The organism is Neisseria sp. HMSC074B07, from assembly GCF_001810355.1.
In the GTDB taxonomy this organism is placed as follows: Bacteria; Pseudomonadota; Gammaproteobacteria; order Burkholderiales; family Neisseriaceae; genus Neisseria.
Genome location: NZ_KV800897.1, coordinates 1 through 7,167 on the forward strand (window position 1 = coordinate 1; position 7,167 = coordinate 7,167).

Here is a 7,167-nt window from a genome sequence, read left to right on the forward strand (position 1 = left end):
ATCAGCAATCGAATCGCGTGAATACGCAATATTTGCCCGTCAACCAAAACATTTTACATTTGAAGTGGAACGTGGAACAGGGATTTATCCGGGCAAAGGTGAAGCGCCGAATCAAACTCGGCGTTACCGTAAAACACGACATATCAGTTTGATTTCTGTATCTAAATATAACTGAAGAGTAAGGTATTGGGCAGAAAGCTCACAAAGCCGGCTACGGAATAGAAAGGCTTTGGTATGTTTCAACCGGCTAAAAGCTCTGACAGACCATCGTCCAGACGGCTATGGATTTGAACAACCGCCGCCTTGCCATTCTTAGCTATCGATTCCGTTACACCAGACAGGTCGTCTGAAAACCGGATTTCCGTTTTCAGACGACCTTTTTGATGCTTACCTGCCTTAACCGTTTATTTGTGCGCCTAGAGTATTGAATCTATGCCTTCCGCCCTTATAAATAGCAAATACGGCATAATGATTAACATGATAAAGACGGAAGAACGATATGGCAGAAAAAACCTATTACGAAATTCTCGGCGTGGACAAAGCCGCCGACGCCGACACCATTAAAAAGGCCTACCGCAAACTGGTACGCAAATACCATCCCGACGTCAGCAAAGAACCTGACGCCGCCGAGCGCACCGCCGAAATCAACACCGCCTACGAAACCTTATCCGACCGTGAAAAGCGTGCCGAATACGACGAATTGCTGGCCAACCCCTACGGCCGCAGCGCAGGCGGCAATCCGTTCGGCGGCACGCAATCCGGCGGCTTTCACTACGAATACCGCGGCGGCGAACCTTTCGGTGCGGGCGATTTCAATTTTGAAGATTTGTTTGCCGGCTTCGGCCGCAGTCAGAGACAGGCGCACGCAAGGCCGGACGGTCCGATTAAAGGCGAAGACCAGCACGCCGAACTGAGTATCGATATTTACGCCGCTTATGTCGGCGCGGAGCGCTCATTAAGCCTGAACGTGCCGACCGTGGACGAATACGGCCGCGTCGGTTATCAGACCAAAACCTTAAATGTCAAAATTCCCAAAGGCATTACCGAAGGCCAGCAAATCCGTTTGGCGGGACAGGGCCTGCCCGGTCACAACGGCGGCGCAAACGGCGATTTGTATCTGAAAATCAAGTTCCACGACAAACCCGATTTATACGTTAAAAACAAAAAAGACGTATACCAGACCATAGACGTCAAGCCTTGGGAAGCCGTATTGGGCGGCAAAATCATCGTTCCCACCGCAGCGGGACGTTTGCAGGTCAACCTGCCCGCCAACAGCCAAAACGGTAAAAGCATACGCCTGAAAGGCAAAGGCATTCCGGCCAAAGAAGCGGGCGATTTGTACCTCAACATCCGCATCAGCGTTCCCAAGGCCGAAAGCGAAGCCGACCGCGCCGCATGGGCGCAGCTTGCCGCCCACTTTGACGGCAAAAGCGCATCAAATTGAAAGGACAAACCATGACGCAACACACCGACATTACCCTGACTTTCGAAGAAATCCTCGCTGCCAGCCGCTGCCGCCGCGATTGGCTGCTGGAGCTGATAGAGGAAGAAATCATCAGCGTAAACGGCAGGCCGGAACAAACTTTGTACAGCGGTTTCCAACTCGCCCGCATCCGCCGCGCCCAGCGCCTGAGCCGCGACTTTGATGCCGGAATTCCCGCACTCGGCCTGATTATGCGCCTGCTGGACGAAGTGGAAGAATTGCGCAAGGCGCAGCAGCCCTTATCCCTGCTGGATGAAGGCAAATAGCGGTCAACAAAAGAAGGCCGTCTGAAAAACAGTTTTCAGACGACCTTTTTTCAATACGGGAAACGAAAATGGCTGAGAATACCGCCGATGATTTGAACCTTGCCGCCGCTCAAGCGGCCGGGCATTTGCTGGAGCGTTGCGTACCGGAGCATGCTGCGGTGCTGACGCCGTATGTGTTGCGGCTGTTTGCGGCTTTGCAGAACGGGCATTCGTTTGTTTGGCTGGATGAGGGCGAGGCGGAGGAATTGGCGGGATTGGCGCCGTCAGTCGGGCAGGGCGCGTCGCCGTTGGTGTTGCAGGGCAGAAAGCTGTTTTTGGGGCGGATGTGGCAACTCGAGCATGATTTGGCGGCTGAAATCAAGCGTTTGGCAGAAGCGGAAGTCGAGCCTGTGGATTGGATGAGCGCGTCGCAAAACTTGTCTTGCTGGTTTGCCGATAAGGGCAGCGAAGGCCAGCGGGATGCGGCGGGGCTTGCCCTGCTTCAAGCGTTTATGCTGATTACGGGCGGGCCGGGTACGGGCAAGACGACGACGGTGGCAAAACTTTTGGGGCTGATTTGCACCAACTCTGCCACGCGCCTGCCGCATATTGCGCTTGCCGCGCCGACGGGCAAGGCGGCGGCGCATATGGCGCGCGCGCTGCATCGGGCGGTGGACGGTTTCGAGATGCCGGAGGCGGTACGCAATCATTTGTCCGCGCTGGAAGGGCAGACGGTCCACCGCCTTTTGAAACTGCGCCCGCCGCAAATGCTGCCTGCGTTTGACGGCAACCGCCCGCTGCCTTTGGATGTATTGGTGGTGGATGAGGCTTCGATGTTGGATGTTTCCCTGCTGCTTCACTTGCTGCGTGCGATTCCGTCGGGCTGCCGCGTGATTTTTTTGGGCGACGAGTTCCAACTGCCTTCGGTCGGCGTCGGCGCGGTATTGGCGGCGTTGTCGAGACGGACGGTTTTGAATAAAGAGACGGCGGAGCAACTGAGTATTTATCTGCCGGAACACGGTTTCCCCGTGGAGGAAAATCCGCCGGCTTTGTCGCAAAACGTCGCGCAACTGACGGTCAGCCACCGTTTCGGCGCAAATAGCGGCATCGGCTGTCTGGCTAGGGCGGTCGTATCGGGCAAGGGCGGGGAAGGTTGGGCGCAGTTTGCCTTGTTCCCCGACGAGCTGGAAATCCGCGAGGGTCGTCTGAAACAGCAGGCGGAACTGCTTTACCGCAAACACGAAAAATATTGGCAGGCAGTCGATAAAAACGATGTGACACTGGCGTTCGGACACGCGGCGGATGTGGTCGTTTTGGCGGCATGGAGGCAGGACGCGGAGGCGTTTAACGAAGAGTATTGCCGCTATCTGCAACGCAAACATCGGGCGGGCGCGGATACGCCGTGGTTCGCGGGACAAATCATCATGATTGCGCGCAACGACTATACGCTGGAAGTGTTCAACGGCGACATCGGGCTGATTATGCCCGACGCGGAGTCGGCGAACGGCTTGGCGGCGTATTTTCCGAATGCGGACGGTTTCAAAAAAATCGCCATCAGCCGCCTGCCGCAGTTTGATTCCGCGTTCGCCATGACTGTGCATAAAAGCCAGGGTTCGGAATATCGGGAAGTCTGGCTGCTGCCGCCGTCGGGGAAAATAGAGCAGGGCGGGGATGACGCGCTGTCGGGCTTAAACAATGCGCTGCTTTACACCGCCATCACCCGCGCACGGGAACGCTTCGTCTTTTGGGGAAATGAAGAGCAATGGCGGATGGCGGTGGAAACCCGCAAAACCCGCCGCACGGCATTGGGCGACATCTTGGACGCGATGTTCGTGCCGAAAGCTTGAATCAAACCCTAAAGGTCGTCTGAAAACGGAACGGATGCTGCCGGAAGTTTTCAGACGACCTTTCTCTATTGATATGCGTCAAAATCAGTTTGGAAATAAGCATAATACTCTAAATCTTCTTGACGGTTTGTGCCGTCTTTCATAGGATTACAGCCGTTCGATTACAAAAATTAGTAAATTTCTAACAAATATTGATTAGGAATTTTTGTTAAAAATACCTTTTACCCTTCAATCGGAGATTGGCATGAACATCCAAAAAAACTTTGCCGTTGTATGCGCTGCCTTGGCGGCATTACCCACCGCATTTGCAGAAACCGCTAGCGTAGAGCGCGATGCCGCCGCATTGGCAACGACGAGCGATTACGTCAATTCGGGCAGCGTCATCCGCAAAGACGAAGACAAAATCAGCATTTTCAACGATTTGCTGACCGTAAACGGCACATTCCGCGTCCGCGCCGACACCAAAGACATCAATGCCAACAACAGCAGCACCAATCCCACGCCCGACGCCTCCAATACCAATTTCAACGCCGAATTCTGGTTGCGCGCCAAGCTTTATAAAGACTGGAAACTGGTTACCCAAATCGAACCCAACATCGACTTGAAAACCGGCAAATTCAACGGCGACCATGATGTTCCCGTGAACAAACTGTATGCCGAAGGCTCGATTACCGAAGGCATCAAAGCCCGCGTCGGTAAATTCGGCGCATTCTCCTCCTACGGACGCGTCTGGGATACCGAAGTAACCGGCGGCGAAATCTTCTTTGACAACAAAACCCTACCCACCAAAATTTACGCTGGCCGCCGCACCGGCAGCCTCAACGACAACGTATGGGGCATAGGCGGCCGCCGCAAACACTTCGCCGCCATTCAAAGCAGCCTGCCGATTAACGAAAACATCAACGTCGGCGCAACCGTCAGCTACATGAAAGACATAGACGTGCGCGGTGCGAAGAAAAACGCCGTCTTCGGCGAAATCGGCGCAGATGTCAAATTCAACGACGATTGGCGTTGGATGGCGGCAGTCAGCAAGTCCAACATCAAAGCCTATAACGATGCAGGACAAAAAATCAAAAACGACGGCGTGTTCACCGAAGTCCGCTACAAACTCGCCGACTGGAAAGTCCGCAATTCCTACGACGTCTTCCTGAACTACCGCCGCGTCGGCGCACTCTCGGGCGTATCTTCCGTACAAGACTACAGTAAAAACGTACAAGGCGTACAAGTCGGCGCGACCTACGTTCCTTGGAAAAACTGGAAAGTGTCAGGCTTTTACTTGGCGGGCAAACAAGTTACCCCGACTGCCGGCTCAAGCAGACAAGACGTCAACGTCTTGCGCGGTCAGGTGGAATACAAATTCTAAGCCGTTTGGATAAAGCAAAGGTCGTCTGAAAACAGGTTTTCAGACGACCTTTGCTTTTCTCCTCCATCAAATCGAATATTCAATCAACTCGTTCTGCGAAAACACATAAACCTGTTTCGGCACTAATGCCAATTCCCGCCCTGCGGTCAAATCCAGCCGAGAAGCGTCGCTGCCTGCGAGCGTGATATGTACGTCTTGTTTGCCGTGTTTCACCAAAACGTGCGTCAGTGCGCCGACGGCGTGGATTTTTTCGATTTCGGCGCGGATCATCGGGGTTTCGTGTTCGGCGGCGAGCTGCCATTCGTGCGGGCGGATGTAGCCGGTGGCGGTTTGTTCCTGCCATTTGTATTGCGTGTCCAATTTCCACGCGAAGCCGTTGTAGTGCCAGATGCCTTTTTCGATTCTGCCTTCAAATGCGTCGGTTTCGCCGAGAAATTCGGTAACGAAGGCGTTTTCGGGTTTGCGGTAAATGGCTTCGGCGCTGCCGGTTTGTTCGATTTTGCCGTGGTTCATGACGACGATTTCGTCGGAAACTTCAAGGGCTTCTTCTTGGTCGTGTGTAACCAGAATGCTGGTTACGCCTAGGTTGTGATGGATGTCGCGCAGCCAGGTGCGTAATTCTTTGCGCACTTTGGCATCCAGTGCGCCGAAGGGTTCATCTAAAAGCAGGAGTTTGGGTTCGACGGCGAGGGCGCGGGCGAGGGCGATGCGTTGGCGTTGGCCGCCGGAGAGCTGGTGCGGATAGGATTTGGCGAGGTGGGAGAGCTGCACGAGTTTGAGCAATTCTTCGACTTTGGTGCGGATTTGTTCTTTGGGCGGGCGTTCGGACTTGGGCAATACGGTCAAACCGAAGGCGACGTTGTCAAACACGTTCATGTGGCGGAAGAGGGCGTAGTGTTGGAACACGAAACCGACTTTGCGCTCACGCACATGCTTGGCGGTTACGTCTTGCCCGTCAAAGAGGATGTTGCCGCCGTCGGCGTTTTCCAGTCCGGCGATGATGCGCAGGAGCGTGGTTTTGCCGCAGCCGGAAGGGCCGAGCAGGGAAACGAGTTTGCCGGTGGGTACGTTGAGGTTGATGTTTTTCAGCGCGTGGAACGCTCCGAAGTGTTTGTTTAGGTTTTGGATGGTGATGCTCATGCTGCGTTCCTTTCGGCGGCGGCGAGTTTTTTGTCTTGTAATTTTGTGATGATGTTTTGCACCGCCAGCGTCGCCAGTGCTAAAAGTGCCAATACGCCGGAGAGGGCGAATGCGCCGGTGAAGTTGTATTCGTTGTAGAAGATTTCGACCAAAAGCGGGATGGTGTTGGTTTCGCCGCGTATGTGTCCCGATACTACGCTGACTGCGCCGAACTCGCCCATCGCGCGGGCGTTGGTGAGGATGATGCCGTAGAGCAGCGCCCATTTGATGTTGGGCAGGGTAACGCGCCAGAACATCTGCCAGCCGCTTGCGCCGAGAATCAGCGCGGCCTGTTCTTCGCTGTCGCCCTGCGCCTGCATCAGCGGGATGATTTCGCGCGCGACAAAGGGGAAGGTAACGAACAGTGTCGCCAGAATAATGCCGGGTATGGCGAAGATAATCTGTATGCCTTGCGCTTCGAGCCAGCCGCCCAATGCCGTGTGCGCGCCGAACAATAAGACGAACATCAAACCGGCCACCACGGGCGATACGGAAAACGGCAAATCGAGCAGGGTGGTCAGCAACTGCTTGCCGCGGAAGTCGAAACGGGTCAGCAGCCACGCCATCGCCACGCCCAAGACGGCATTGACGGGAACGACCACCGCAGCAGTAATCAGGGTGAGCTTGATTGCTGCCCATGCTTCGGGGTCGGTAATAGATTGCAGGTACAAATCCCAACCGCCTTTCAGCGCCTCGTAAAACACGGCGATGAGCGGTACGACCAGCATCAGCAGCAGGAACCCCAGCGCGACAGCGGTCAGCAGCACGCGCAGCCAGCGCGGTTCGGTCAGGTTGGGATTGGCGGAATAGGGTTTCATGGCGGTGGTGTTCTCTGGTTTGTTGTTTAAGGTGTTTGGAGGTCGTCTGAAAACCGTTTTTTGTGAGGCGGATTTGTTTTCAGACGACCTTTTATCTTTTATGGATTAAAAGGGGAACAAAAAACGTCTAGCTTTCGTCATTCCCGCGCAGGCGGGAATCCACCGCACGGCAACAGGGATTTCAAACGACTTTTCACGGTAGCAACTGTATTTTTCACCCCGTCGGGCAAAA

The 7,167-nt window shown here is 54.6% G+C and carries 6 protein-coding genes; 4 read left to right on the forward strand and 2 right to left on the reverse strand.

The annotated features are described in order from the left end of the window. Positions 1 to 499: 499 nt before the first annotated feature. From HMPREF2726_RS01265 to HMPREF2726_RS01280, 4 genes are all read left to right on the forward strand, one after another. Positions 500 to 1,444 (forward strand): DnaJ C-terminal domain-containing protein, encoded by a 945-nt coding sequence (locus HMPREF2726_RS01265; RefSeq protein WP_009312948.1) that lies wholly within the window; start codon positions 500 to 502, stop codon positions 1,442 to 1,444. An 11-nt stretch (positions 1,445 to 1,455) separates the two neighbouring features. Next, the gene (locus HMPREF2726_RS01270; RefSeq protein ID WP_009312947.1) at positions 1,456 to 1,749 is read left to right on the forward strand and encodes a chaperone modulator CbpM; all 294 of its coding nucleotides are present in this window, start codon (positions 1,456 to 1,458) and stop codon (positions 1,747 to 1,749) included. 68 nt (positions 1,750 to 1,817) lie between these two features. After that, positions 1,818 to 3,575, forward strand: a complete 1,758-nt coding sequence (gene recD, locus HMPREF2726_RS01275) for an exodeoxyribonuclease V subunit alpha (protein ID WP_009312946.1) — start codon at positions 1,818 to 1,820, stop codon at positions 3,573 to 3,575. Between the two features lie 244 nt (positions 3,576 to 3,819). Then, positions 3,820 to 4,938 carry a hypothetical protein gene (locus HMPREF2726_RS01280; protein WP_003778773.1) on the forward strand — a complete coding sequence of 373 codons (1,119 nt, stop codon included), beginning with the start codon at positions 3,820 to 3,822 and terminating at the stop codon, positions 4,936 to 4,938. 66 nt (positions 4,939 to 5,004) lie between these two features. Here HMPREF2726_RS01280 and HMPREF2726_RS01285 read toward each other — a convergent pair whose 3' ends face one another. After that, positions 5,005 to 6,078 carry a sulfate/molybdate ABC transporter ATP-binding protein gene (locus HMPREF2726_RS01285; protein ID WP_070601928.1) on the reverse strand — a complete coding sequence of 358 codons (1,074 nt, stop codon included), beginning with the start codon at positions 6,076 to 6,078 and terminating at the stop codon, positions 5,005 to 5,007. Continuing rightward, positions 6,075 to 6,935, reverse strand: a complete 861-nt coding sequence (gene cysW / locus HMPREF2726_RS01290; protein WP_009312943.1) for a sulfate ABC transporter permease subunit CysW — start codon at positions 6,933 to 6,935, stop codon at positions 6,075 to 6,077. The genes HMPREF2726_RS01285 and cysW overlap by 4 nt, the downstream gene beginning before the upstream one ends. Positions 6,936 to 7,167 lie beyond the last annotated feature (232 nt).

Excerpts from the sequence above, each read along its gene's own strand:
- cysW (WP_009312943.1), bottom strand. The coding sequence starts at position 6,935 with ATGAAACCCTATTCCGCCAATCCCAACCTGACCGAACCGCGCTGGCTG.
- HMPREF2726_RS01265 (WP_009312948.1), top strand. The coding sequence starts at position 500 with ATGGCAGAAAAAACCTATTACGAAATTCTCGGCGTGGACAAAGCCGCC.
- HMPREF2726_RS01270 (WP_009312947.1), top strand. The coding sequence starts at position 1,456 with ATGACGCAACACACCGACATTACCCTGACTTTCGAAGAAATCCTCGCT.
- recD (WP_009312946.1), top strand. The coding sequence starts at position 1,818 with ATGGCTGAGAATACCGCCGATGATTTGAACCTTGCCGCCGCTCAAGCG.
- HMPREF2726_RS01285 (WP_070601928.1), bottom strand. The coding sequence starts at position 6,078 with ATGAGCATCACCATCCAAAACCTAAACAAACACTTCGGAGCGTTCCAC.
- HMPREF2726_RS01280 (WP_003778773.1), top strand. The coding sequence starts at position 3,820 with ATGAACATCCAAAAAAACTTTGCCGTTGTATGCGCTGCCTTGGCGGCA.